Genomic DNA, 23,386 nt, shown 5'->3' with positions numbered 1-23,386 from the left:
AATCCTCCAGAGATCCAGCCGTCGGGTCAGGGTCGGGCGCAGCTCAGCGCGCGGATCGGGGCGGCGCGGTGCTCGCCCGGACGACCAGCTCGGTGCCCAGGTCGATCCTGCTGGTCGGCACCTCGACGCCGGCTGCGAGGTCGAGCAGCATCCGGGTCGCGGTGCCCGCCATGTCGTGCAGCGGCTGGTGGACGGTGGTCAGCGGGGGCTCCATCCACTCGGCCACCGGCAGGTTGTCGTAGCCGACCACCGACAGGTCGCCCGGCAGGTCGAGCCCGAGGTGCCGGGCCGCCCGCAGCACACCTATGGCCTGCGCGTCGGACCCGGCGAAGATCGCGGTCGGCGGTTCGGGGAGCCGCAGCAGCTCCATGCCGTACTCGTAGCCGGCGTTGAGGTAGAAGGTGCCGTGCCGGACGAGGCCGGGGTCCATCGCCAGGCCCGCCTCGTCGTGTGCGGAGCTGAATCCGGCCACCCGGGCGCGGCTGCACAGCAGTTCCTCGGGGCCGGATATGACGGCGATCCTGCGGTGGCCCAGCTCCAGCAGGTGGCGGGCGGCGATCAGGCCGCCGTTCCAGTTGTTGGAGCCGACGGTGGGGACCGAGGCGGGGGTCGCGCTGTCGGTGTCGACAGCCACGAAGGGCACCCGCTGCCTGCGGAGTTTCTCCTGCTGAGCGGACGTCAGCCCGCACTGCACCAGCAGGACGCCGAGCGGCTGGCGGCCGACGATCAGGTCGAGCCAGGTGTCGGAGGGCCGGTGCCTGCCGCCCATCTGGGTGAGCACCAGCTCGACCCCGGCGGCGGCGGCCGCCTCCTCCACACCGCGGATGATCGCCATCGCCCACGCGGAGTCGAACTCGTGGAAGACCAGGTGGATCTGGCTGGTGGCCTCGGCCGGGCGGCGGGTCCTGCGGCGGTAGCGGTGCCGCTCCAGGCTCGCCTCGACCCGCGCCCTGGTCTCCGGGGCGACGTCGGCACGTCCGTTGAGGACCTTGGAGACGGTCGCCACCGACACGCCGACCTCGGTGGCGATGGTGGCGATCGTCGCGGCGCGCGGCCCGCCTGCTGAAACGGAACTGGTCAAAGGGGGAGCCCTACGCTGCTGGGTCTGCTGGGATGTCGAAACTTTCGGCTTCTGGGGTGAAATTGCGTGACCCCAATGGGTGGCCAGGCGGTGAATATACGCCACCAGGAACGCTTCGGCCAGGCCGAAAACCCGCCGTCCCGCCTATTGACACCCGTTCTGCCACGTCCTTAGGCTGCCCGACACATTAAGCACGAGTTTCGAAAGTTTCGACTCCGCCCGCTATTTCTCGCGCCGCCTCCCTGGAGGGCCCACCCGGCCTCACCAGCGCCAGCGTCGGTGGGCGCGCGTCGCCCATCCACCGCACGGAGGCCCACGATGAGCACGACCAGGACGGTGGACCTGCCGTCCGAAGCGGCCGGCGCGGGCGGGCGGACATCCGCCCGGACCCGTCCCAGAGGCCGCAAGCGCGGCAACCAGGGCCGCAGGACATGGCGCCAGTCGCTGCGCCGCGACTGGCAGCTGTACTCGCTGGCGGTGCTGCCGCTGACCTTCTTCGCGGTGTTCCGCTACCTGCCGATGGCCGGGAACGTCATCGCCTTCCGCCGCTTCCACCCCGGCGGCAGCATGTTCGGCGACCAGTGGGTCGGCATGCGGTACTTCAGGCTGTTCTGGCACGACCCGACGTTCTGGCACGTCTTCACCAACACCCTGGTGATCGGCCTGCTGACGCTGGTCTTCTGCTTCCCGATGCCGATCGTCCTGGCGCTGCTGCTCAACGAGGTCCGCAGCCGGAAGTTCAAGAAGCTGGTCCAGTCGATCTCGTACCTGCCGCACTTCCTGTCCACGGTGATCGTGGCCGGCGTGGTGATGCAGTTCCTGTCCGCGGACGGACCGGTGAACCAGGCGCTGCACCACTTCGGGCACTCGCCGGTCCTCTTCATCCAGCAGCCCGGCTGGTTCCGGTCGATCTACGTCTCCTCCGAGCTGTGGCAGACCGTGGGCTGGGGGACGATCCTCTACCTGGCCGCGCTCACCTCGATCGACGACAACCTCTACGAGGCCGCGCGGATCGACGGCGCCAACCGCTGGAAGCAGACCTGGCACGTCACGCTGCCGGGCATCCGGCCGACGATGGTCACGCTGCTGATCCTCAACATCGGCACGTTCATGGCGGTCGGCTTCGAGAAGATCCTGCTCCTGTACAACCCGCTGACCTACCCGACGGCCGACGTCGTCTCCACGTACCTGTACCGGATGGGCGTGGTCTCCAACAACTTCAGCTACGCGGCCGCGATCGGGCTGTTCGAGTCCCTGATCGGGCTGGTGCTGATCGTCTCCGCCAACCGGATCTCCCGTCGCACAGTGGGGACGAGCCTGTGGTGACCCTGGATACCACCGCCATCGAGGACAAGCCGACGCAGCCGGCGGGCATCCGCACCACGCGCGGCTACCGCATCTTCCAAGTGGTCAACGCCCTCATCCTGACCGCCGTCATCGTGGTCACGCTCTACCCGATGATCAACATCCTGGCCCGCTCCTTCAGCGGCGACGGCTACATCCGGTCGGGCAAGGTCAACCTGCTGCCCCGCGGGTTCAACATCACGACCTACAAGGCCGTGATGACCAACTCGATGTTCTGGGTCAACTACCGCAACACGGTGGTCTACACCGTGGTCGCCACGGTCGTCGCGATGCTCCTGACCACCGTCTACGCCTACGTGCTGTCCAAGAAGGACCTGCGCGGCCGCGGTGTGCTGGTCGGTGTCGCGGTCTTCACCATGTTCTTCTCCGGCGGCCTGATCCCGAACTACGTCCTGGTCACCTCGCTCGGCCTGAAGAACAGCGTGTGGGCGATCGCGCTGCCCAACGCGATCAGCGTCTTCAACCTGCTGGTGATGAAGGCGTTCTTCGAGGGCCTGCCGGTCGAGCTGGAGGAGCAGGCCGCCATCGACGGCCTGAACACCTACGGCACGCTGTGGCGGGTGGTGCTCCCGCTGTCCAAGGCGGTGCTGGCCACGATGGTCCTCTTCTACGCGGTCTCCTTCTGGAACTCGTGGTTCGCCGCGTTCCTCTACATGGACCACTCCGACCTGATGCCCGTCACGGTCTACCTGCGCAACCTCATCTACGGGTCGACCAACGCGACCTCCGTCGGCTTCTCGGAGGCCGACGCGACCGCGGTCGGCGCCAACATCCAGGCCGTGACGATCGTCCTGACCACGCTTCCGATCCTGGTCGTCTACCCCTTCGTCCAGAGGTACTTCGTCTCGGGGGTCACGCTCGGCGCGGTCAAGGGCTGACGTCCCGCGGCGCACATCCGCCGGCTCCCCGCACCACCCGTGGCACCCACCACCCACCTCGAACTCCCGCAACGGCGGGAATGGAGTCTGACATGAACAACATCTCGCGGCGCTCGATGCTCGTGTCGCTCGGCGCCACGCTGGGCGCGGCCTCGCTCGGGCTCGCCGGCTGCAGCAGCGACGGCGGCTCCGACGACGACAAGGGCGCGGACCTGTCGAAGAACAGAACCGACGCCATGGACAAGTTCGGCGTCAACGAGCAGTTCAAGGCGAGCAAGCCGGTGGCCTTCACCACCCTGCTCAACGACAACCCCGGTTATCCCGAGAAGGCCAACTGGCTGTTCTGGACCGAGCTGGCCAAGCGCACCAACGTCACCCTCAAGCCGACCGTGGTGCCGCTCAGCGACTACGAGAACAAGCGCAGCGTCATCATCGGCGGCGGCGACGCCCCGCTGCTGCTCCCCAAGACCTACCCGGGCCAGGAGGCGGCGTTCGTGTCCTCCGGCGCGATCCTGGCGGTCAGCGACTACGTCGACCTGATGCCGAACTTCAAGGACAAGCTCGCCAAGTGGAACCTCCAGGGCGACCTGGACACCGTCCTGCAGGACGACGGCAAGTACTACGTCCTCCCGGGCCTGCACGAGGACGTGTGGATCGACTACTCCTTCGCGATCCGCACCGACGTCCTCGACGAGCTGGGCCTGCAGATCCCCAAGACCCTCGACGAGCTCTACAGCGTCCTGAAGGCGATGAAGGCCGCGCATCCCGACTCGTACCCGATGACCGACCGCTGGAGCCAGCCCACCCCGGGCGGCGCGATGCTGCAGACCTTCGGCCAGGCCTTCGGCGCCGGTTACGGCGGCGGCTGGGGCTACGCCAACGCCGCGTACGACAGCGCGTCGGACAAGTTCGTGCTCACCGGCGCGATGGACCAGTACAAGGCGATGATCGCCTACGCCCAGAAGCTGGTGGCCGAGAAGCTGCTCGACCCGGAGAGCTTCACCCAGACCGACGACCAGGCGAACGCCAAGTTCACCTCCGGCAAGTCCTTCGTGATCAGCACCAACGCGCAGGAGCTGGTCAACACCTACCGTCCGGGCCTGGCCAAGTCGGTGCCGAGCGCGAAGGTCGTCAAGATCCCGGTCCCGACCGGCCCGGCGGGCGAGGTGAAGGTCGGCCTGCGGCTGGAGAACGGCCTGATGATCTCCAAGAAGGCCCGCAACTCGGCGGACTTCGTCGCCATGATGCAGTTCGTGGACTGGCTGTTCTACTCCGACGACGGCCAGATCTTCGCCAAGTGGGGCGTCGAGGGTGTGACGTACACCCGTGACGCGTCGGGCAACTTCCACCTGACCAACGACGTCGACTACGTCGGGCTCAACCCGACCGCGACCAAGAAGCTGAACGTGGACTTCGGCTTCTCCAACGGCAACTTCGCCTACGGCGGCAGCACCCAGCTGCTGGAGTCGACCTTCTCCCAGGAGGAGAAGGACTTCCAGAAGGTGATGACCGCCCGCAAGACGCTGCCCGTGCCGCCGCCGCACCCGCTCAACGCAGACGAGCAGGAGCAGTTCTCGCTGTACGAGGCGCCGCTGAAGGACTACGTCCAGCAGCAGACGCTGAAGTTCATCCTCGGCGACCGCCCGCTGAGCGAGTGGGACGCGTTCAAGGGCGAGCTGAAGGGCAAGAACGGGGACCAGTACCTGTCCCTGCTCAACGGCGCCTACGACCGCTTCAAGAAGGCCAAGACCGGCGGCGACAAGAGCTGACCGACCCGGCTCAGCAGGACCGTCCGGCACCGACGACGTCATCGAAGGATCACCCACATGCGGATTCACGTTCCCGACCAGCCCACAGGACGGCTGACGGACGCATGGCGCTTCTGCGTCGGTACCGGCCGGTTCGACCTCGCGCTGCGGCGCGACTACCAGGACTCCCTGGCGCTCGTCCAGCAGGACATCGGCTTCCGGCACATCAGGGGCCACGGCCTGCTGAGCGACGGCATCGGCATCCACCGGCCGTACGAGCACCAGGGCGTCCGGCGGGTGCGGCACTCCTTCACCTACGTCGACCAGGTCGTCGACGCCTATCTCGACCTGGGCATCAGGCCGTTCGTCGAGCTGGGCTTCATGCCCTCCACGCTGGCCTCCGGCGACCAGACCGTCTTCTGGTGGCAGGGCAACGTCACCCCGCCGCGGGACTGGCGGGAGTGGGCCGACCTGGTGAGCGCCACCGTGCGGCACCTGGTCGACCGCTACGGCCTGGAGGAGGTCCGCGGCTGGCCGATCGAGGTGTGGAACGAGCCCAACCTGAAGGACTTCTGGGCCGGCGCCGACCAGGACGCCTACCACCGGCTCTACGAGGTCACCGCCGCGGCCGTCAAGGACGTGGACGCCGGACTCCAGGTGGGCGGGCCGTCGCTGGCGCCCGGCTACCAGCCTGAGTGGATCACCCGCTTCGCCGACTTCGTCACGGAGCGCTCGGCGCCGATCGACTTCGTCAGCAGGCACGCCTACACCTCGGGCCCGGCCCAGGAGGTGCCCTTCGGTACCCACCAGACCCTGGTCCCCGCCTCCGGGCTGCTGGAGCAGTTCGCGGCGCCCGGCGAGCAGCTGGCCGGCACCGCGCTGGCCGAACTGCCGGTGCATATCACCGAGTTCAACTCCTCCTACCGACCCGACAACCCGATCCACGACACCGCGCTGCACGCCGCCTACCTGGCGCCGGTGCTGGCGGCCGGCGGCGACCTGGTCGACTCCTTCTCCTACTGGACCTTCAGCGACATGTTCGAGGAGGTCGGCATCCCCACCGCCCTCTTCCACGGCGGGTTCGGCCTGCTGACCCACCGGCAGATCAAGAAGCCCACCTACCACCTGTACGCGTTCATGGCCCGCATGGGTGACGCGGTGCTCTCCCGCGGCGAGGACCACCTGGTCACCCGGCACGACGACGGCCGGATCAGCGTCCTGGCCTGGGCGCCGGTCGACGTCACCGGCGGCGAGCCGGCCGACGGGCACACGGTGCGGCTGTCGGTCCCGGTCGGGGGTCCCGACGGCTCCACCGTCTACGTCCAGCGCTCCTCGGTGTCCGAGGACGCGGGCAACGCCTACGCCGCCTGGTGCGAGATGGGCCGGCCCGCCTCGCCCGACCGGCGGCGGCTCGACGCGCTGCGGGAGGCCGCGGAACCCGCCCGCAGCCACCGCTCCCTGCCGGTGGGCGGCGGCCGGGTCGACTGCGACCTGGTGCTGGGCCGGCACGAGGTCACGCTGCTGGAGCTGACCCCCGTCCAGGACGAGACGCCGCCGTGGTGGAACGAGGGCCGGCTGCTCGGCCTGACACCGCAGCCGCCGCACAGCGGCGCAGGAGGCACCCGGTGAGCACCGCATCCGCGACCCGCAAGGAGTTCGGCGAAGGCCCGCTGGCCCGCGCCGCCGCCCTGGTCTACAGCCTGCTCGTGCTCGAAGTGCTGCTCGTGCTCGGGGCCGCGCCCGGCCTGGTGCTGCTCGGGCTGCTGGACCGGGACGCAAGCAACGTGCCGCTGGCCGCGCTCTGCGCCCTGCCCGCGGGACCCGCCTGGTCCGCCGCCCTCTACGCCTGGCACCACCGCAGCCGCGACCTGACCGAGCTGCACCCGGCGCGGGCCTACCGGCGCGGCTACCGGGCCGCCGTCCCCGGGGTGTTCACGGTCTGGGCGCCGTGGCTGGCCGCGATGGCGCTGATCTGCACCGTCCTGACCCACCGCGACGCGGCCGGCGTACCCGGCTGGTGGATGGGGCTGCTGCTGGTCGTCGCGGTGGTCTCGGCGCTGTGGGTGACCAACGCGCTGGTGATCACCTCGCTGTTCACCTTCAAGGCCGTCGACACCGCCCGGCTCGCCGCGTACTTCCTGGTGAAGTCCTTCCGGGCCACGGTCGGCAACCTGTGCGTGCTCGCCGCCGCCGTCGCGGTCACCGCCGCGGGCGCCCAGGTGCTGCCGCTCCTGCTGGCGTCGGTCGTCGCCGCGGGAACCCTGCTCAACAGCCGTCCGATGATCACCGAGATCCGCGAGGAATTCACCGCATGAGCCTGCCCGCCACTCCCAGCACGCCCTACGGCGGGGACTACAACCCGGAGCAGTGGCCGCAGGAGGTGTGGAAGGAGGACTACCGGCTCTTCGACGCCGCACGCATCGACACCGTCACCCTCGGCGTCTTCACCTGGGCTCAGACCCAACCCGCAGAGGACGTCTACGACTTCACCGTCCTGGACCGGATCGTCGCCGAGGCCGAGGCGCACGGCCGGCGGATCTGCCTGGCCACCGGCACCGGCGCGCACCCCGCGTGGCTTGCCCGCGCCCACCCCGAGGTCACCCGCACCGACTTCGAGGGCCGCAGGCACCGCTACGGGCAGCGGCACAACTCCTGCCCCAGCTCACCGGTCTTCCGCCGGCTGTCCGCCGAGGTCGCCGGGCGCATCGCGGAACGCTACGCCGACCGCTCCGCCGTCATCGCCTGGCACGTCGGCAACGAGTACGGGGGCGCCTGCTACTGCGAGAACTGCACCGCCGCCTTCCGCGGCTGGCTGCGCGAGAAGTACACGACCCTGGACGCGCTCAACACCGCCTGGAACACCATGTTCTGGTCGCACACCTTCTACGACTGGGACGAGATCGAGGCGCCCTCCGCGCTCACCGAGCACTGGCGCGGCCCCGACCACACCGCCTTCCAGGGCATCACCCTGGACTACCTGCGGTTCATGTCCGACGCGATGCTCGCCAACTTCCGCGACGAGAAGGCGGCGATCCGCCGCTTCAGCGCGGACACCCCGGTCACCACCAACTTCATGGGCATGTACCGCCCGCTGGACTACCACCGGTGGGCGCCGCACCTGGACTTCGCGTCCTGGGACAACTACCCGCCGGAGGATCAGTCGCCGGCCTGGATGGGCCTGAGCCACGACCTGATGCGCGGCCTGAAGGACGGGCAGCCGTTCTGGCTGATGGAGCAGGCGCCCAGCACCACCGCGTGCCGCGACGTCAACCCGGTCAAGCGGCCCGGGGTGATGCGGCTGTGGAGCTGGCAGGCGGTCGCGCACGGCGCCGACGCGGTGCTGTTCTTCCAGATGCGCGCCTCGAAGGGGGCGAGCGAGAAGCTCTTCGGCGCGGTCATCAACCACGCGGGCCGCGACGACACCCGGGTCTTCCGCGAGGTGGCCGCGCTGGGCGAGGAGCTGGAACGCCTCGGCAGCGTGGCACTGGGCGCCCGCACCCCGGCGCGGACCGCGCTGCTCTTCGACTGGGACAGCTGGTGGACGCTGGAACTGTCCGACGGCCCCTCGCGGCTGGTCCGCTACCAGCAGGTGGTGCTCAGCTACTACCGCGCGCTGTGGGAGGCCGGCGTCGACGTCGACGTCGTCCCGGTGACCGCGGACCTGTCCGGCTACGACGTGGTCGTCGCGCCCGCGCTGCACATGATCAAGGACGACCTGGCCGAGCGGCTCGAAGCGGTGGCCAGGCGCGGCGGATCGGTGCTGACGAGTTACCTTTCGGGCCGGGTCGACGAGTCGGACAACGCCTTCCTGATGGACGTCCCCGGGCCGCTCGGCCCGCTCATGGGCATCAGGATCGACGAATGGGACGCCCGCGGCCCGGAGTTCGCCAACCCGGTGCGCTTCGCGGACGGTTCACCGGAGGTCGAGGCGCGGCTGCTGTTCGAACTGGTCATCCCGCAGGGCGCCGAGGTCGTCGGCACCTACCAGGCCGACTTCTACGCCGGTTCGCCCGCCGTCACCAGGAACTCCTTCGGCGCCGGGCACGGCTGGTACGTCGCCGCGGGCTTGGACCAGGCCGGGGTCGGCCGGGTCGTCCGGCAGGTGCTCGACACCCACGGCATCACCGGCCGCTACCCGGAACTGCCGGGCCTGGAGACCGCCGCGAGGGTCGCGCCCGACGGGACGCGGCTGCTGTTCCTGCTCAACCACGCGGCCGAGCCCGTCGAGGTGCCCGCGGGCGCCGGCGGGCTCGACCTGCTCACCGGTGAACGTATCGACCCGGGCCGCCCGTTCGGCCTGGACCCCTACGGGGTGAGGGTGCTGCGCGAGAACGACTGAACCCGCGCCCCGGCCCAGAGCGCCGCCGCCCCTCCGTCCGGGGCGGCGGCGTTCGCCGTTCACCTACGGGATGTGCCGGCCGCGGGCGTCCCGGACCCCGGACTTGCGCAGGAAGTAGGCGTTGACCTGGTCGCGCCACTCCTGCGCGCACCGCACCTGCTCGTCGAGGCGCTCCAGCACCCGGGCGTGCAGGGCCGCGTCGACCAGCCCGCTGCCCGCCAACTCCTGCCACGAAGACCGCTGTCCGGCCGCCTCCTCGGCGCCGGCGAAGTGCGTGTCGTAGATGTGCTGGATCACCGTGCTGCCCGACTGCAGCACATGCCCGTACGGCACGTGGTGGAAGAACAGCAGCAGCTCGTCGGGGCACCGCTCGGCCGACTCGTAGACCGCCGACCAGGGCTGCGGGTACTGGCCGGTGTAGCCGGTGCCCGTCGCCCGGGTGCGGTCCACGCCGATGCCGTCCCGGTCGGCGTAGTGGTAGGTGCCCCACGGGGTGTACTCGTAGCCGTCCACGTCGGGGCCGTAGTGGTGCCCGGGGCGGACCATGAAGCCGACGCCGAGCGGCGCGGTGTAGCGCTCGTAGGTGTGCCACGAGCCGTCCATCATCGCGTGCAGCGCACGGCGCAGCGGTACCGGGTCGCGGGACAGCAGCGGCACGAAGGTCAGGTCGATCCACTCGTCGAGCAGCGCGGCCGGGTCCGAGTGCGGCGCCCAGGCGAGCCGCCCGAACGCGTACAGGTTGGCCTGCGCGAGCGGGTGCCCGGTCCAGTACGGGTCGTCGCCGACGTTGGACACGGCGACCAGGCCGCCGCCCGCCGCGGGGTCCGCGGCCAGCGCCGCGACCGTACGGCCTTCGCTGTCGGCACCCCACGGCCGGAATCCGAGGACCTCGCTCCACATCGGGCCGAGGTAGCAGACGTGCCGCTGCTGCCCGGTGTATTCCTGCGTGACCTGCAATTCCACCGCGAGCCGGGTGGCCGGCATCGCCGCGATCACCGGGGAGACCGGCTCGCGGGTCTGGAAGTCCATCGGGCCGTGCTTGACCTGGAGGACGACGTTCGGGTGGAATGCGCCGTCCAGCGGGGCGAAATGGTCGTACGCGGCGCGGGCGCGGTCGGTCGAGCGGTCCCGCCAGTCCTGCGTGTGGTTGTAGACGAACGCCCGCCAGTGGACCTCGCCGCCGAATGGCGCGAGCGCCTCGGCGAGCATGTTGGCGCCGTCGGCGTGGCTGCGCCCGTAGGTGAAGGGACCCGGCTGGCCCTCGGAGTCGGCTTTCACCACGAAGCCGCCGAAGTCCGGGATCGCCTCGTACACCCGCGCCGCGGCCTTGCCCCACCACGCCCGGACGTCGCCGTCGAGCGGGTCCGCGGTCGGCAGCCCGCCGAGCACCACGGGCGAGGCGAAGTTGACCGACAGGTGCAGCCGGATGCCGTAGGGGCGGAAGACGTCCGCGAGGTCCGCGACGTCGCCGAGCCGCTCGGTCAGCAGCCGGGTCTCCGCGGTGTGCACGTTGACGTTGTTCACCGACACCGCGTTGACGCCGGTCGCCGCCAGCAGCCGCGCGTACGCCCGCACCCGCGGCAGGTCGCCGCGCGGCCCGCCGTCCCGCCAGAAGATCGACCCGCCCGAGTAGCCGCGCTCGACATGGCCCATCACCGGGTGGACGTCGAGGTTGTCCCAGTGGTCCAGCATCCGGGTGCGCATCGCCGGGCGGTGCGCCTCGGCCGGGGCGTCGCCGCCCCCGAAGGCCGCCTCGCCGAGCCTGACCACGTGGAAGAGCCCGTACAGCAGCCCGGCCGGGGCGTCGGCGAGCACCACGGTGACACCGTCGCGCCGGGCGGTCAGGAAACCCTCGTCGCCGAGCGCCCCCACTCCGCCGCCGGCCAGGACCGCGGCCGCCTCGGGCAGCGCGGGCTCGGCGCCGGTCAGCGCGAACACCAGGTCGTAAGGCCCCGCCTCGTCGCCCGGCGCGCGCCCCACCCGGCCGCCGTACGCGGCACAGGCCTGCGCCACCTCCTCGTACACCGTCACGCCCTGCGGCCCGTCGCCCTGCACCAGCACCCGGTGCGACCCGAGCGCACGGAAGGCCTCGGGCGGCAGCCATGCCGCGTGTACGTCAGTCGATACGTCCATGCTCACGGAAATTCCCGCCTCAGTCGCCCACCGGCCGTCATGGCGCCGGCCCGCCACCGAATCTACAGAATATGAATACCGAGGTAAACGCCGAGGTCACCACTGGTCTGGAAATTCTTCGGGACCGAAATGTTTCGGGGTTCCGGCATTCGCGCCGGTAACTTATCGGCCGGTTATCAGGGCCGCCGGAATTCGGCCGCGGCGGACCGGTCCCGGTCAGCCGACGGTGACGACCCTGGCCCAGCCGGGTGGCGCGTTGCGCAGGGCGCGGGGGCTGTAGCGGCTCGCGGGGTCGCGGCGGAAGAGGCCGACCACGGTCCTGCACGGCGGGCGGGTGGCGGGCCAGGGCGTGTAACCGTCGGTCAGGACCACGACGACGTCGGGCCGGGTCCCCAGGGCGCGGGCGAAGCCCGCGCGCAGGTCGGTGCCGCCGCCGCCGACCAGCGGGATGCCCTCGGCGCGGCACAGCCGGTGCACCTGCCCGGCCGCCGCGTCGCACGACAGGACGCTCACCTGGTCGCTGCGGCCGCCCACCGCACGGGAGATGGCGGCGACTTCGAGCAGGGCGGTGCCCAACTCCTCGTCGCTGACCGACCCCGAGGTGTCGATGACCACGCACACCCGGGGCGGGCTGCGGCGCAGGCTCGGCAGGACAGCGCCCGGCACGGCGGTCGAGCGGCGCGACGGCCTGCCGTAGGAGTAGTCGTCGCCCGCGCCGCCGCCCGAGACCGCCGAGCGGATCGCCGCCCCCAGCAACTCCCGCCAGGGCTGCGGCGGGTGGACGACCTCCTCCGCCCACCGCCGCCAGCTGTCGGGGGTGTCGCCGGGGGCGGAGTTGATGCCGCGGGCGACCCGGAAGCGGACCCCGTCCCGCTCCTGCGGGCTCAGCCCGTGCGCACCGTCGGGACCGAGGTCCCAGGGCCGTTCGACGCCGTCGGCACCGCTGCCGCAGTCCAGCCACGCCAGCTGCGCGGTGTGCGGGCCGAGCCGGAACTGCCGCAGGTAGTCCTCCATCAGCTCGCCGTCGCGCAGGCCCAACAGGGCCGGTGTGACCACGCCTTGGGGTGTCGCCAGGCCGTCGCCGAAGGCGTCGTCGTTGATCTCGCAGTCCGCCGCGATGTTCCTGCGCAGCTGCTCGGCAGGGCCGGAGAGCCCCTGCCTGCGGGCCAGCCGCTCGCCGCGCCCGTGGTGGTCGCGCAGCAGGTGCGACACCTCGTGCACCCAGACCCCGGCCAGCTCCTCGACCGGTGTGACCTGCACGAACCCGGGTGACACGTAGCACCGCCAGTGCCGGTCGACGGCCATCGTCGGGACCGCCCTGGACTCCACAACATGCAGTGCGAACAGTGCCGTTGCCAGATACGGCCTGGCGCGGGCGGCCTGCAGCCGGGCGGTGAAGAGCTTGTCGAGGTCCAGGGGGAGCGGCGCGGGTCCGGCCGCCGGCCGGCGGTCGGGCGCGCTCATCGGGCGGCCTTCCGGTCGGCGACACGGGATGCGGCGCGGTCGGCGCGGCGGGACATCGTCACCACTCCGGCGAGGCGTTCGACGGCCGCAGGTACGTCCCAGTCGTCGCGGCGCAGCGAGGCCAGCGTGGTCGCGGGGACGACCACCAGGTCGGGGGCGCCGGTCTCCAACGCCCGTACCAGCAGCGCCCATGCGGCGTCCCAGCGGGACCGCTCGGGTCGTTCGCGGACCGCGGCCACCACGCCGTCGAGCACCGCCTGCCGCAGGTCGCCGCGCTCGGGCAGCTCCGCGCCCGCCGGGTCGGCGAGCAGCACTTCGGGGTCGGGCAGGTCCATCCGGTCGAGCCAGGCGAGCAGTTCGAGCCCGGGGCCGTCCCCGACCGTGCCGCGTACCAGCAGCGACAGCACCTCCCGGGAGGAGCCGGCCGCGGTGGCGAACGCGACGAGGCGCAGCGTCATGTCCCAGCTCCGCGGCGACGGCCAGGCGCCGCCCCTGCGGGCCTCGTTGGTCGGCAGCTGGTGGACGAGGCCCGGCCGCGCGGTCAGGAACCCGCACACCGCGCGGCGGGCGAGGGCCACGGCGTCCGCGAGGCCGCCGGAACCGAGCTGCGGCAGGGCCGCCCGCGGCCACGTACCGCCGAGGCCGCGGACGACGACGTCGTGGTCGTGCGTCCACTGCAGGTGGACGAAGCGGTTGGCCAGCGGCGGGCTCAGCTCCCAGCCGTCCGCGGCCGACGACCGCGGGTTGGCCGCCGCCACGATCCTTACCCCCGGCGGGAGTTGCAGGGCGCCGATCCGGCGTTCGAGGACCAGCCGGAGCAACGCCGCCTGGACGGCGGGCGGTGCTGTGGACAGCTCGTCGAGGAAGAGCAGGCCGCGGCCCGCCCGTACCAGCCGGACCGCCCAGTCCGGCGGGGCCATCGGCACGCCCTGCACGGCGGGGTCGTCGCCGACGACCGGCAGCCCGGAGAAGTCGGACGGCTCGTGGACGCTGGCGATGACCGTGGTGAGCGGGAGGTCGAGGGCCGCGGCGAGCTGCGTGAGGGCCGCGGTCTTCCCGATCCCCGGCTCTCCCCACAGCAGCACCGGCAGGTCGGCGGCAACGGACAGGGTGAGCGCTTCGAGCTGGACGTCGGGACGCGGTTCCGTGGTCGTGTCGGCGAGAAGGGCGAGCAGGTCGCCGGCGATGTCGAGCTGGGAGGCGGGAGGGGTGGTCGTCATCGTCACAGGGGTTCACCTTGGGGTTCGAGGGCGGTCCTGCGCGGACCGCGGGCGCATGGGCGGACGGCGGTGCTCTTCAGGGGCGCGCGCAACCGCGCGGCCGCGCGCAGGGCCGGGCGGAGGGCGGGCTCAGCGGAGGCTCAGCGGAGGATCAGCGGAGGTGGGCCAGCCGGGGACGGCTGCGGAAGTCGACGAGGCGGCGGCGCTCTTCCCGGCCGGCGCGGTGGACGGGTCCTGCCTTGGGGCCGGGCCAGGGGTCCCACAGGCCGGCCCGGTAGAGGCCGTGCGTGACCCGGCCCTGCGCCGCGGCCGCCAGCTCGTCGCGCAGGTCACCGCCGCGCAGCACCGCCTCGGGGCCGAGCAGCCCCTCGACCAGGGCCACCGCGGCGGCGGTGTCGCCGTGGTCCAGGCGGCCGCGCACCTCGGGCAGGCAGTCGGGCTGCCGGTGGGTGGCGTCGATCGCCCGCAGGCAGGGCAGCGGCGTACCGCTCAGCGCGGCCAGCAGCTCTTCCCTGCGCAGCTCGTCGGGATCGTGGTCCAGCGCGGCCAGCACACCGTCGACCAGGCCGATCCGGTGCCGAGCGCCCCGGCAGTCCACCAGGAGCGGCTGCCCCGCCGGGTCCCGCGCCGGCGACCAGCCGGCCGCCGGATACCCGGCGACAAGGGCCGCGGCGACCAGCGGGTGCAGCTGCCCGGGCTCGATGAGCCCGGCCCGCAGCAGCTCCAGGTCGGGCAGCGTCCAGGTCGCCGCGTCGGGCAGCACCGGCAGCCCTGCGCCGCCGCCGCGGCCGGGCCAGGGGGTGATCCGGGGTCCGCCCCGCGGATGTCCGCCGGGGTCCTGACCGCTGTGTGCGGGCGGCCCGTCCGCGTCCGGGTCGACGTGCACGACCAGCCGGCCGCGGCCGCCGAGGCGTACGGCGACGGGGCCGCCGGTACGGCCCTCGGCCCGCAGGACGAGGGCGGCCTCGGGCGCCCAGCGGTCCACCGCGCAGGGGAGATCGGGTGGCACCGGATCGTGGGCGTCGCTGGGCGTAAGGCCGGAGCCTGAACGTATCCGCAGGTCAGCGGACCGGGAGGCGTCCCACAGGTGGCGGTGGAGGTCGAGCCGGAAGCGCCGGTCGGGGCGGCGGTGCGGGTGGCGGCCGGAGCCGGTCCCGGTGCCGTCCCACAGCGCGAGGCTGATCCGCTGGCCGGCGTCCGCCCACGCGGGCGGTGTCCTGGCGACCAGGTGGACCGGGCCTTCGGCGGTGTCGTACCTGGCCAGCGCGAGGGTGAGCCCGGGGCGCAGCACCCCGTCGGGGCCGACTCTCGGCATGTGCCAGCGCAGCAGGTCGGGAGCGAGTCGCCGCAGGTCGGTCCGTACGCGCCCGGCCAGCTCCCGGCCATGGGTACGCGCGACGGTACGTGGAGTGACATCGACGTCGAAACCGGCGGCGGCACAGGCCCCCGCCCAGTCGCCGGCCTGCCGGCGGGCGGTCGCGGTCTCGATCATGGGGGCCGGCACGGCGAACGTGCGCACGCGCAGCCACAGGGAAAGCCGGGGATCCTCGTTCGCGATCTCGGTGGGCATCAGCACTCACCTTGCGCGGACGGGTCCCCCAATCTGCTGGGAGATGAAGTCGTCATCACCGCGAGCATAGCGGCAGGCGCCGGCGGAGCGGAAGCAACTCCGCTTCTCCGGCGCCCGGGTGGGACTCAGAGGCCGAGGTCGAGGGCCAGGCAGGAGTAGGAGATGAAGGAGCGCTCCGGGTTGTACTCGTCACCCGTCACCGAGGCCGCTCGCTGCTCCTGGACCATGTCCTCGAAACGGATGCGCTCGGGCAGGCTGCCGAACCGCGCGTGCCGTGCCGCCGCGGCGCTGTCCTTGGTGCTGAGGCTGATGCTCTCCATTGCCGTCCTCCACTCTTGCCGTGCTGCGCGCTTCCGCGCCCTGCAGCAACGAGAATGTCACCGCTTTCGTCACCAGTCAAGGTGGTGACGGGGTTGGTCGCGGTGGTGACGGAGCCGTCGCTACGGGCGGATGCCGGACAGCAGATTGCGGACCAGGGTGTCGGTGAAGTCCGTGTCGAGCGGCAGCCCTGGCATCAGCAGGCGGTGGTAGCAGGCCCCCCAGAGCTGGTCGACCACGCTCTCCAGGTCGGTCCCCGGCCGGAGTTGGCCCGCGTCGAGGGCGGTGCGCAGCCGGGCCACCGCCAGCGCGCGGCGGGGGAGCGTGTAGCGCTCGGCGAGGGCGGTGGCGAGGTCGGGGTCGGACTGGGCGGCGCCGACGAGCTCCGCGATGACCGGGCCGTGCTCGCGGGACGTGAGGAAGGTCACGAAGGAGTGCAACTGGCGGGCGAGGTCGGCGGCGAGGTCGCCGGTGTCGTGGAAGGCCAGGGTCTGCTCGGTCGCGGCGAAGTAGGCGTCGAGGGCCAGCGCCCCGGGGGAGGGCCACCACTTGTAGAGGGTCATCTTGCTGGCGCCCGCGCGGGCCGCGACCTTCTCGAAGGTGATGTCGCGCAGGCCGTTCTCCAGCAGCATCGTGCCGGCCGCGGCGAGGACGGCCGCGCGGACCTCGGCGGCCGGGCGGCGGCCGCGGCCGGGGCGCGCGGGGGCGGGTTCTGCGGGCATCGGGTCCTCCTTCCTGGTGGGGGCCTCGGGCGTTTGCATTATATGGACGACCAGTCTACATTTTCTATGTGGACGGATCGTCCACATAGAGCTTCGCGAGGAGGCACCGCCATGACAAGCACCCCGACGGCCGCGGTGAACGGCCAGGACGCACCGGCAACGCGGGTCGCGCTGGTCACCGGGGCGTCCGGCGGCATCGGCCGTGCGGTGGCCGAGCGGCTGGCCGCCGACGGCGACGCGGTCGTCCTGCTCTACAGCGGCGGGCGGGACCGCGCGGACGAGGCGGTCGCGGGCATCACCGCGAGCGGCGGCCGGGCGGTCGCGATGCGGGCCGACGTGGCCGACGAGACGGAGATGGCCGCCGCCTTCGACCGCGCCGAGCAGGAGTTCGGCGGAGTCGACGTCGTCGTCAACACCGCGGGCATCATGCTGCTCGCCCCGGTCGCCGAGCTGGACCTCGCCGACCTGGACCGCATGCACCGGGTCAACATCCGCGGCACCTTCGTCGTCTCGCAGCTGGCCGCGCGGCGGCTGCGCGCCGGCGGTGCGCTGGTCAACTTCTCCACGTCCGTGACCCGGCTCCAGCAGCCCGGCTACGCCGCGTACGCCGCGTCCAAGGGCGCCGTCGAGGCGATGACGCTGATCCTGGCCCGCGAGCTGCGCGGCCGCGACATCACCGTCAACGCGGTCGCACCGGGGCCGACCGCCACCCCGCTCTTCCTGGAGGGCAAGCCCCAGGAGGTCGTCGACCACATCGCGGGCCTCAACCCGATGCAGCGCCTCGGCACCCCGGCGGACATCGCCGACGCCGTCGCCTTCCTGGCCGGCCCGGCCGGCCGCTGGACCAACGGCCAGACTCTGTACGTCAACGGCGGCGCGGCCTGATCGCGCACCGGAGGAACGGCCGCCCCGCCGCGCATGCGGGGCGGCCGTTCCGGCATTCGCCCTGGTGCGGGGCGTTTCGCCGCACGTCCCGGCCGAACGGCCAGGATGCGGACGTGCGTTGACGCCGGCCGCAGCGTCCGGCTAGCTTCCTCGGCATGCGGCAGCTCCTGCGTACCCTGACGACCCGTGGTCACATCGACCTCATGCGGGTCTGTTCTGCCGCCTGTTGCTCCTGCTGAGCACATCTCCCCGCTCCCGTAAGGGAGTCCCGCCGCGTATGACGCGGCCCCAGCGGCTTGCCCCGTCCTGAACCGCTGACCTCACCCCGGTCTGCCCCTCGCGCCGACGCGGCGCCGAGTCACGCCGTCATGCCCGCGCGCCCGCCGTGCGGGACAACCACCCCTGCCCAGGCCCGGCTTCCGGCTGCCTGCCTCCCGAAGGACCACCCATGCGCAAGCACACCCTGTCCCGATACGCCGTCGCCGCGGCGTCCACCGCCGCGCTCGCCGCCCTCCTCCCCGCCACCGGCGCGGCCGCGGCCACCACGGCCGGCAGCCTCCCGCTGGCGCCGGTGACCGTGCTGACGGACAGGCCGGGCACCAGCCACGGCGACCTGTTCGTGTCGCCCAACGCGGTGGCGGGCAAGTACGCGGGCGGGGTGGAGATCCTCAGCCAGGACGGCAGGCGGACCGTGTGGTCGCACGCGCTGCCCGCGGGGCAGTCGGCCGCCGACTTCCGCAGGCAGACCTACCGCGGCAAGCCGGTGCTGACCTGGTGGCAGGGCACCGGGCTGGGCGGGGCGGCCCAGGGCGTCGACGTCGTCTACGACGACCACTACGACAAGATCGCCGAGGTCCGCGCGGGCAACGGCTACTCCGCCGACGGCCACGAGTTCCTCATCACCCCGCGCAACACCGCCCTGATCCTCGCCTACGCGGTCAGGACCGCCGACCTGCGCTCTCTCGGCGGTCCCGCCGACCAGAAGGTGATCGACGGGGTCGTCCAGGAGGTCGACATCCGCACCGGCAAGGTGCTCTTCCAGTGGAACAGCGCCGACCACGTGCCGTACGCGCAGAGCGAGCAGCCGCTGCCGGCGTCGGCGGACACCCCGTGGGACTGGTTCCACGTCAACGCCGTCAAGCTCGACGCCGGCGGGAACCTGCTGGTCGACGCGCGCAACACCTGGACTGCGTACGAGATCTCGCACCGCACAGGGCGGGTCCTGTGGCAGCTCGGCGGCAAGGCGAGCTCGTTCGCGCTGAAGGCCGCGCCCGGCCAGGTGCTGAACAGCAAGGACCGGATCTTCGCCTGGCAGCACGACCCGCAGCCGCTCGGCGGCGGCCTGTACACCTTCTTCGACAACGAGTCCGCGGGCGTCGCCAACACCGGCACCGGCGCGGTCGCGGAACTGCCCTACAGCCGGGTGGTCACCGTGCGGCTGGACTCCCGTACGCACACCGCCACGCTGGTCTCCGCCGCCGACCAGCCCGACCTGCTCAGCGCGTCCTCGCAGGGCAACGCGCAGCCGCTGCGCGACGGCCACCTCGTCGTCGGCTGGGGATCGCTGCCCTACGTCTCGGAGTTCGGCAGCAAGGGCGAGCTGCTCTTCAACGCGCAGTTCCCCGCCGGGGTGAACACCTACCGGGCCTACCGCTACGACTGGCGGTAGCCGGCAGGTGCCCACCCGGGAGCCGGGACCCGTCAGGCCGGGTCCCGCTCCCGCAGCCTGCTCAGCAACTGGTCGCCGATCCTGGCGACTTCGGGCCGGTACGGGGTGTCGGACAGCACGAAGTGCGTGATGCCGAGCTTGCCGTAGGCGCGCAGCGCGTCGGCCACGTCGTCGGGCGAGCCGACCAGCCAGGTGGTGCCCGCACCGCCGCCGCCGAACTTGCCGGGCGTGGTGTAGAGGCAGGAGTCGAGCACCTCGCCGCGCTCGGCCAGGTCGTGCAGCCGCTGCTGGCCCACCGCCCGGCGCCAGTTGCGGGTGATGGTCGAGTCGGCGGCGCGGTCCGCCATCGAGGCGACCTTCGCCTCGGCGTCGTGCCAGGCCTGCTCGGTGGTGTCGCGGACCAGCGTGGTGATCCGCAGGCCGAACTCCAGCGGGGCGTGCTCCCGCCCCAGCGACGCGCTCAACTCCCGCAGCCGGTCGATCCGTTCGGCCACCCCGTCCAGCGGCTCGCCCCAGAAGAGCTGCACGTCGGCCTCGGCGGCCGAGACCCGCTCGGCCGCCGCGGAGGCGCCGCCGAAGTAGAGCCGCGGGGTGCGGCCCTGCTCGGTACCGTACGGCCGCGGGTTGACCGTCGAGCCGTCGACGCGGAAGAACTCGCCGCGGAAGGTGACGTTCTCCTCGGTCCACAACCGCCGTACGAGCTGCAGGAACTCGCGTGTGCGGTCGTAGCGGCGGGCCGGGTCGGCCTCCCCGTCGCCGTAGGCCGCCGCGTCGTCCAGGCCGCTGACGATGTTGATCAGCAGCCGCCCCTGGCTGAGCTGGTCCAGGGTGGTCGCGGCGCTCGCGAAGTGCGCGGGCTGCCAGTAGCCGGGGCGTATCGCGACCAGCGGCTTGAAGGTGGTGGTGCGGGCGGCCAGCGCGGTGGCCACGGTGAAGGTGTCGGGCCGCCCCCAGCCGGTCCCGAGCAGCGCGCCGCCCCAGCCGTGGTCCTCGGCGGCGCGGGCCAGTTCGGTGGAGAAGTCGAGCGTGCCCCACCCGGTGGTGGTGTCGTCGCCGCGGTGGCCGGGCTCGACGGTGTTGGGGATGTACCAGAGAAACTCTCGGCTCATGCCAGGACTCCGTTGCGCAGCAGAGCAGGGCGGATCGCCGCCCTGAACGAGGTGTCGGAAGGCGTCAGCGACGTCGTCGCTGAGCGGCGAGCGGCCGCCGGCCGGTACGTACTACGGAGCCGACGGCCCTACGGACACAGTGCGCTGGACGACCGGAGAAGGTCGACGTGGAGGCGGCAGACCAGCCTCGTCCCTTGATGCACACGGCAGACGGTAATCGACGCCCCCGCCGCTGGCAATGAGCGTCCGGAGGACGGTCGCGCAACCCGGTGGTTGCACCTCGGCAGGTGGTGTGCAACCCTGGAGTTGCACTGATCGTGGCGTTACGGACGAAGGAGCGTGCCATGGCTGAGGACCGCATCGAGCGCGAGACGCTGATCGAGGCGTCGGTGGAAAAGGTATGGTCGCTGGTGGCCGAGCCCGGTTTCTGGGCCGCCGACGCGGGGAGCGTGTCGGGGACGGTGGCCAGGGAGGGCGAGCTGGTGGTGGCCAAGCACGCGGAGTACGGCGAGTTCCCGGTCCGGGTCGAGAAGGTCGACCCGCCGAGGTATCTGGCGTACCGCTGGGCCAGCGCGTTCAGCGGGCAGGAGCCGGTCGCGGGCAACAGCACGCTGGTGGAGTTCACCCTCACCGCGGAGGGCGACCGCAGGACGCGGCTGCGGGTGGTCGAGAGCGGGTTCGCGGCGCTGAGTGGCTCCGAAGAGCTGCGCGCCGGCGCCCACCGGGACAACACCGGGGGATGGGCGCAGGTCGTCGACGACCTCAAGGCGCGCGCGGAAGCGCAGGCCGTGTGACCGACGAGGCAGCTGCGGGAAGCGGGGCCGGGGCCGTCGACGGCGTGCTCGCGGCGCTCGCCGACCCGACGCGGCGCCGCCTGCTCGACCTGCTGGCCGCGCAGGGCGAGGTGTCGGCCACGACGCTGGCCGAGGCGCTGCCCGTCACGCGCCAGGCGGTGGTCAAGCACCTCGCGGTGCTGGACGCCGCCGGGCTGGTCGGCGGCCGCCGGGTCGGGCGCGAGGTGCGCTACGAGGTGCGCCCCGCGGCGCTCGACGCGACCGCCCGCTGGATGGTGGCCCTGGCCGCCGACTGGGACCGCCGGCTGGCCGGCATCAAGCGCCTGGCGGAAGCGGCGGAAGCCGCGGAGGCCGCCGAAGGGGACGCGCGGGAGTGACGCGCGCGCCCGCGGCGCGGGTGCGGCCGACGGGGGCGTACCCGCCCGGGGGCGCTGGTGGGAAGCGGTCCCGGTGCCGGCACCGCCGCCCTACAGGCCCGTCACGGATCCGGCCGCGGTGATGTCGTAGACGAGGTCGATCTCCCGGTGTTCGCCCGGCGCGAGGCGCAGGGCGAAACGGGCGATGCCCTCGGCGTCGAGCGAGTCGGGCTGCGGCCGGCAGTCGGCGGTGCGCAGTTCGACCTCGACGGCGGAGACCTCGGAGACCGGGATGCGCTCGCGTACGGTGATCTCCCGCTCGGGCGCGCCCGGTTGCGCGTCCAGCCGGGAGACGAACAGCCGGACCCTGCGGGTCAGTACGGTCCGCTGGTTGATCGCGGCCAGGCCCGTGGTGTCGCGGCTGTCCTCGGTGTGCCGGACCACCCGGAAGGTGTCCTCGCTGCCGAACGCGACCTCGAACTCCTCGCCCGCGCCCGCGAAGTCGAGCGTGCCGCGGCCGACGAAGCCGCTGCCGCGCACCAGGTCGACCGGCCCCGCCAGCAGGACGTGGCCCGAGGTGTTGGTGAGCCGTGCCGTGGCCACCACCAGCGGCGACAGCTCGGGGGCGCAGCTGTTCTCGACCGTGCAGGGGGCCGTGAAGGACGTCACGTGCACCCGGTGCGGGCGGTGGTCGGAGGGCACGCTGACCGGGTGCGGCGCGGCCAGCACGCGGACGTCGCCGCCGTCGTGCAGCCCGGGCAGGGCGGCGGGCACCGCGGGGGACGCGCTGCCGACCGTGCGGATCTCCTCCTCGCGCAGGTTCACCTCGACCGTGCGCCGCTCCTCCGTCGAGCGCTCCCGCAGCGTCAGGACGTCCTCGGCCAGCACCGGCGGGCTCGCGGCCAGCGTCGGGCGGGCGGTGGACAGCGTCAGCCGGACGCCGTCCCAGTCCTCGCCGGTCTCCTGCCACACGAAGGCGTCGGTCTCCACCCGCACCGAACTCCGGTCGTCCGCCAGCGTCGCCCGGTAGGCGGGCCGCCACAGCGCGCACGGCACGAGCGCGGTCACCCGCAGCTCCGTCTCGGCGTCCCGCTCGGCCTCGACCACCAGGTCCAGATACGCGGTGAGTTGCCGCGGCTCGGTCTCCACCGCCGCCAGCGCCTGCTCGGCCTCCAGCAGTTCCTCGCCCAGGTCGTGCAACCGGCGCCGCAGCTTGTGGAGTTCGCCGATCCGCGGCTCCGCCTCCTGCTCGACCCGGTCGAGCCGGTCGGCCCACCGCTCGGGGTCGGCGTCGCCGCCGCCCGCGCCCTGCACGATGTCGCGGTGCAGGTCGGTCCTGGCCTGCCCGATGACCTCCAGCGCGCTCTCCAGCCGCTGCCGCAGCAGTTCGGCGTCCGCCGACTCCTGCTCCAGCTCGTGCACTTCGCGGCGCAGCCCGGAGGCGTCCCGATCCGGCTCCCCCGGCGGGGCGGGGGTGTACGTGCGCACGACGCGCGCGTCGACCACCCGGGCGCCGCTGCCCGCGGCGGCGTCGGCACGCAGCGAGCGGTCCGCCGTCAGCGGGGAGACCGGGCCGACCCGCAGCCGGGTCACGCCCGCGGTGAGGCGGACGCTGCCGGCGCGCTCGACCTGGGCGCGGTCCTCCATGCAGGTGACCGCGGTGATGGGCAGCGCGGTCAGCTCGGGAAGCGCGTCGGGGGCGTCCGCCTCCGCCGCGGTCATGGCGTCGTCCACG

Annotated in this window: 19 protein-coding genes; 10 read left to right on the top strand and 9 right to left on the bottom strand. The window is 72.6% G+C overall.

The window, feature by feature from the left end:
* Nucleotides 1-43: 43 nt before the first annotated feature.
* A complete protein-coding gene (locus NFU81_RS35465) occupies nt 44-1,081 on the bottom strand; it encodes a substrate-binding domain-containing protein (RefSeq protein WP_251499666.1) in 1,038 nt (345 codons plus the stop codon).
* Between the two features lie 318 nt (nt 1,082-1,399).
* Between NFU81_RS35465 and NFU81_RS35460 the strand changes: the two genes are divergently transcribed.
* From NFU81_RS35460 to NFU81_RS35435, 6 genes are all read left to right on the top strand, one after another.
* Nucleotides 1,400-2,407 (top strand): ABC transporter permease, encoded by a 1,008-nt coding sequence (locus tag NFU81_RS35460; protein ID WP_251499663.1) that lies wholly within the window; start codon nt 1,400-1,402, stop codon nt 2,405-2,407.
* 2 nt (nt 2,408-2,409) lie between these two features.
* Nucleotides 2,410-3,324, top strand: coding sequence for a carbohydrate ABC transporter permease (locus NFU81_RS35455; RefSeq protein ID WP_422665379.1), 915 nt, complete (start codon nt 2,410-2,412; stop codon nt 3,322-3,324).
* A 92-nt stretch (nt 3,325-3,416) separates the two neighbouring features.
* The gene (locus NFU81_RS35450; RefSeq protein WP_251499661.1) at nt 3,417-5,093 is read left to right on the top strand and encodes an ABC transporter substrate-binding protein; all 1,677 of its coding nucleotides are present in this window, start codon (nt 3,417-3,419) and stop codon (nt 5,091-5,093) included.
* Between the two features lie 57 nt (nt 5,094-5,150).
* Nucleotides 5,151-6,701, top strand: a complete 1,551-nt coding sequence (locus NFU81_RS35445; RefSeq protein WP_251499658.1) for a GH39 family glycosyl hydrolase — start codon at nt 5,151-5,153, stop codon at nt 6,699-6,701.
* Nucleotides 6,698-7,387 (top strand): hypothetical protein, encoded by a 690-nt coding sequence (locus NFU81_RS35440; protein ID WP_251499655.1) that lies wholly within the window; start codon nt 6,698-6,700, stop codon nt 7,385-7,387. The genes NFU81_RS35445 and NFU81_RS35440 overlap by 4 nt, the downstream gene beginning before the upstream one ends.
* Nucleotides 7,384-9,411, top strand: a complete 2,028-nt coding sequence (locus NFU81_RS35435) for a beta-galactosidase (RefSeq protein WP_251499652.1) — start codon at nt 7,384-7,386, stop codon at nt 9,409-9,411. The genes NFU81_RS35440 and NFU81_RS35435 overlap by 4 nt, the downstream gene beginning before the upstream one ends.
* Before the next feature lie 63 nt (nt 9,412-9,474).
* Here NFU81_RS35435 and NFU81_RS35430 read toward each other — a convergent pair whose 3' ends face one another.
* The 6 genes from NFU81_RS35430 to NFU81_RS35405 all read right to left on the bottom strand — a co-directional run bounded on the left by NFU81_RS35430 (nt 9,475) and on the right by NFU81_RS35405 (nt 16,838).
* On the bottom strand, nt 9,475-11,544 hold the full coding sequence (locus tag NFU81_RS35430; RefSeq protein WP_251499649.1) for an alpha-glucuronidase: 2,070 nt from the start codon (nt 11,542-11,544) through the stop codon (nt 9,475-9,477).
* Between the two features lie 216 nt (nt 11,545-11,760).
* The gene (locus NFU81_RS35425) at nt 11,761-13,008 is read right to left on the bottom strand and encodes a vWA domain-containing protein (protein ID WP_251499646.1); all 1,248 of its coding nucleotides are present in this window, start codon (nt 13,006-13,008) and stop codon (nt 11,761-11,763) included.
* Nucleotides 13,005-14,228, bottom strand: coding sequence for an AAA family ATPase (locus NFU81_RS35420; protein WP_251500125.1), 1,224 nt, complete (start codon nt 14,226-14,228; stop codon nt 13,005-13,007). The genes NFU81_RS35425 and NFU81_RS35420 overlap by 4 nt, the downstream gene beginning before the upstream one ends.
* A 151-nt stretch (nt 14,229-14,379) precedes the next feature.
* Nucleotides 14,380-15,798 (bottom strand): hypothetical protein, encoded by a 1,419-nt coding sequence (locus NFU81_RS35415; protein WP_251499643.1) that lies wholly within the window; start codon nt 15,796-15,798, stop codon nt 14,380-14,382.
* 125 nt (nt 15,799-15,923) lie between these two features.
* Nucleotides 15,924-16,118: a hypothetical protein gene (locus NFU81_RS35410; RefSeq protein ID WP_251499640.1), complete on the bottom strand. Its 195-nt coding sequence runs from the start codon at nt 16,116-16,118 to the stop codon at nt 15,924-15,926.
* Nucleotides 16,119-16,238: 120 nt separating this feature from the next.
* Nucleotides 16,239-16,838 (bottom strand): TetR/AcrR family transcriptional regulator, encoded by a 600-nt coding sequence (locus tag NFU81_RS35405; RefSeq protein WP_251499638.1) that lies wholly within the window; start codon nt 16,836-16,838, stop codon nt 16,239-16,241.
* Between the two features lie 111 nt (nt 16,839-16,949).
* Between NFU81_RS35405 and NFU81_RS35400 the strand changes: the two genes are divergently transcribed.
* Both NFU81_RS35400 and NFU81_RS35395 read left to right on the top strand, forming a co-directional pair.
* Entirely contained in the window at nt 16,950-17,723 is a 774-nt protein-coding gene (locus tag NFU81_RS35400) for an SDR family oxidoreductase (RefSeq protein ID WP_251499635.1), read from the top strand.
* Between the two features lie 448 nt (nt 17,724-18,171).
* A complete protein-coding gene (locus NFU81_RS35395; RefSeq protein ID WP_251499632.1) occupies nt 18,172-19,392 on the top strand; it encodes an arylsulfotransferase family protein in 1,221 nt (406 codons plus the stop codon).
* 32 nt (nt 19,393-19,424) lie between these two features.
* Here the strand turns inward: NFU81_RS35395 and NFU81_RS35390 are convergent, their stop codons facing one another.
* Complete coding sequence (locus NFU81_RS35390; RefSeq protein ID WP_251499630.1) at nt 19,425-20,501, bottom strand: LLM class flavin-dependent oxidoreductase; 1,077 nt, start codon at nt 20,499-20,501, stop codon at nt 19,425-19,427.
* A 344-nt stretch (nt 20,502-20,845) separates the two neighbouring features.
* Between NFU81_RS35390 and NFU81_RS35385 the strand changes: the two genes are divergently transcribed.
* Nucleotides 20,846-21,295: an SRPBCC domain-containing protein gene (locus NFU81_RS35385; protein ID WP_251499627.1), complete on the top strand. Its 450-nt coding sequence runs from the start codon at nt 20,846-20,848 to the stop codon at nt 21,293-21,295.
* A complete protein-coding gene (locus NFU81_RS35380; protein WP_251499625.1) occupies nt 21,292-21,672 on the top strand; it encodes an ArsR/SmtB family transcription factor in 381 nt (126 codons plus the stop codon). Before NFU81_RS35385 ends, NFU81_RS35380 begins: the two co-directional genes overlap by 4 nt.
* Before the next feature lie 90 nt (nt 21,673-21,762).
* Here NFU81_RS35380 and NFU81_RS35375 read toward each other — a convergent pair whose 3' ends face one another.
* Nucleotides 21,763-23,385, bottom strand: coding sequence for a mucoidy inhibitor MuiA family protein (locus NFU81_RS35375; RefSeq protein ID WP_308208354.1), 1,623 nt, complete (start codon nt 23,383-23,385; stop codon nt 21,763-21,765).
* Nucleotide 23,386 lies beyond the last annotated feature (1 nt).

Source organism: Actinacidiphila cocklensis, from assembly GCF_907177275.1.
Classification (GTDB): domain Bacteria; phylum Actinomycetota; class Actinomycetes; order Streptomycetales; family Streptomycetaceae; genus Actinacidiphila; species Actinacidiphila cocklensis.
Note: the sequence above shows the minus strand (reverse complement) of the source record. Positions and strands in the feature narration are given on the sequence as shown.

What these genes read in the sequence shown, in the direction of transcription:
- NFU81_RS35405 (WP_251499638.1), bottom strand. Translation starts at nt 16,838, where the DNA reads ATGCCCGCAGAACCCGCCCCCGCGCGCCCCGGCCGCGGCCGCCGCCCG.
- NFU81_RS35445 (WP_251499658.1), top strand. Translation starts at nt 5,151, where the DNA reads ATGCGGATTCACGTTCCCGACCAGCCCACAGGACGGCTGACGGACGCA.
- NFU81_RS35390 (WP_251499630.1), bottom strand. Translation starts at nt 20,501, where the DNA reads ATGAGCCGAGAGTTTCTCTGGTACATCCCCAACACCGTCGAGCCCGGC.
- NFU81_RS35385 (WP_251499627.1), top strand. Translation starts at nt 20,846, where the DNA reads ATGGCTGAGGACCGCATCGAGCGCGAGACGCTGATCGAGGCGTCGGTG.
- NFU81_RS35395 (WP_251499632.1), top strand. Translation starts at nt 18,172, where the DNA reads ATGCGCAAGCACACCCTGTCCCGATACGCCGTCGCCGCGGCGTCCACC.
- NFU81_RS35460 (WP_251499663.1), top strand. Translation starts at nt 1,400, where the DNA reads ATGAGCACGACCAGGACGGTGGACCTGCCGTCCGAAGCGGCCGGCGCG.
- NFU81_RS35425 (WP_251499646.1), bottom strand. Translation starts at nt 13,008, where the DNA reads ATGAGCGCGCCCGACCGCCGGCCGGCGGCCGGACCCGCGCCGCTCCCC.
- NFU81_RS35435 (WP_251499652.1), top strand. Translation starts at nt 7,384, where the DNA reads ATGAGCCTGCCCGCCACTCCCAGCACGCCCTACGGCGGGGACTACAAC.
- NFU81_RS35410 (WP_251499640.1), bottom strand. Translation starts at nt 16,118, where the DNA reads ATGGAGAGCATCAGCCTCAGCACCAAGGACAGCGCCGCGGCGGCACGG.
- NFU81_RS35430 (WP_251499649.1), bottom strand. Translation starts at nt 11,544, where the DNA reads ATGGACGTATCGACTGACGTACACGCGGCATGGCTGCCGCCCGAGGCC.
- NFU81_RS35450 (WP_251499661.1), top strand. Translation starts at nt 3,417, where the DNA reads ATGAACAACATCTCGCGGCGCTCGATGCTCGTGTCGCTCGGCGCCACG.
- NFU81_RS35400 (WP_251499635.1), top strand. Translation starts at nt 16,950, where the DNA reads ATGACAAGCACCCCGACGGCCGCGGTGAACGGCCAGGACGCACCGGCA.
- NFU81_RS35420 (WP_251500125.1), bottom strand. Translation starts at nt 14,228, where the DNA reads ATGACGACCACCCCTCCCGCCTCCCAGCTCGACATCGCCGGCGACCTG.
- NFU81_RS35415 (WP_251499643.1), bottom strand. Translation starts at nt 15,798, where the DNA reads ATGCCCACCGAGATCGCGAACGAGGATCCCCGGCTTTCCCTGTGGCTG.